General features: G+C 70.4%; 2 protein-coding genes. Both read right to left on the bottom strand.

What is annotated here, in order from left to right; translation table 11 throughout:
* Positions 1–68 precede the first annotated feature (68 nt).
* A complete protein-coding gene (locus tag AOK24_RS39890) occupies positions 69–266 on the bottom strand; it encodes a hypothetical protein (RefSeq protein WP_055724807.1) in 198 nt (65 codons plus the stop codon).
* A gap of 16 nt (positions 267–282) precedes the next feature.
* Positions 283–1,098, bottom strand: a complete 816-nt coding sequence (locus AOK24_RS39885; RefSeq protein WP_055724806.1) for a hypothetical protein — start codon at positions 1,096–1,098, stop codon at positions 283–285.
* Positions 1,099–1,409: the final 311 nt, after the last annotated feature.

The raw sequence follows: 1,409 nt of genomic DNA, 5'->3' as shown, positions 1-1,409 counted from the left end.
GTGTAGCCGTCCCGCATGGGGGTGCGGCGGGAGCGCTGTCCTTCGGCGGGGGCCGTGCGCGCGGGCGTTCAGTGCTCGTTCGGGGAGCGCTCGCGTACCGCCGCCTCGATCCGCAGGCCCGAGCCGAGGACGGTGAGGGAGATGACCAGGGGGGACACCCACTCGTGGCCCCCCGTGGTCAGGCTGTCGAGGGTGAGGACCAGGGCCGCGACGACGAGGGCCATCGTGCCGGTGGCCCTCGTCGCGTCGGCGCCGGGGCGCGTCATGGGGTGCCGGGTCCGTTCAACTGCCGGCGGGGTTGTTGTAGTAGATGTCCGTCGACTTCTGCATCGTGTCCCCGCCGGATCCGGTGTAGGACAGGCTCATGCCCAGGACGGTGATGGAGACGCCCCAGCCGCCGTTGCCGTCCTGGTTGTGCTCGTAGTGATAGGAGGCCGAGAACTTCTGGGAGTCGTCGCAGCCGTACCCGATGCGCTTGAAGTGCAGCAGGTGCGAGCCGTGGTCGGCCTTCATCGCGAAGCCCTGGGTGGCGTCGTCGATGTTCCACACGTTCTCGGTCTTCGTGGCGGTGTGGCGCCACATCTGGTCGTAGGGGTTGTTCTGCCAGTCCGCGGCGAGGAGGTTGCTGCCGTCGTTCTGCCAGCACGTGAAGTCGACGTCGTCCACCGCGAGGCCCGAGGCGTCGTCGGGGTCGGAGCCGTTGACGTAGTCGTCGCGGAAGTTCCACTGCCCTGAGGCCGTCCACCATTCCCCGTACTGGTCCTGGGTGTGGTACCAGGAGCCGGAGACCTGGAAGGCGTCCGTGGGGATGTCCTTGGTGGACGCGGCCCGGTCGTACGCCTCCTGGACCTGCGCGGCGGTGGCGCCGTGCAAGCCGACGGCGGGGACGTCGAAGCGGAGGCTGTCGCCGCCGGCGTCCGTGACGGCCCGTTCCAGGGCCAGGTAGTCGCCGGGGTGCTCGCGCCAGGACTCGGCGTACGCGGCGGCGGCCCTTTCCTTCGCCGTCCGCGGCGCGGCGTCGGCCTGACCGGTCAGGGTCACGGGGATCAGCGCGGTGGCGGCGAGCAGTGCGAGGGCGGTGCTGGTCTTGCGGCTCAAGGCGGCACTCCTCCTCCCCCGGTCTCCCGGGGCGTGTCCTGAGGCACGCCTGTGTCGGCGTGCCGACTGCCGAGGAGTGTTGTGGGTGCGGTCGGGGAGAGCCAGGAGGAAGTGCCTTTCCGCACACAAAGGTTTCACTGTGCACGCTGCTGTCCCAAACGGACGATCGGCTTCTGTCAGAGCGAGGCGCCGCCGCACTGGATCAGTTGCTGGCCGGTGATCGAGCCGCCCTCGGGGCCGAGGAGGAAGGCGGTGAGGGCGGCGACCTCGTGGGGTGGGACCAGGCGGCCCAGGGGCGGGAGTCTCGGCGG

This window comes from Streptomyces niveiscabiei (assembly GCF_001419795.1).
GTDB lineage: Bacteria > Actinomycetota > Actinomycetes > Streptomycetales > Streptomycetaceae > Streptomyces > Streptomyces niveiscabiei.
Note: the sequence above shows the minus strand (reverse complement) of the source record. Positions and strands in the feature narration are given on the sequence as shown.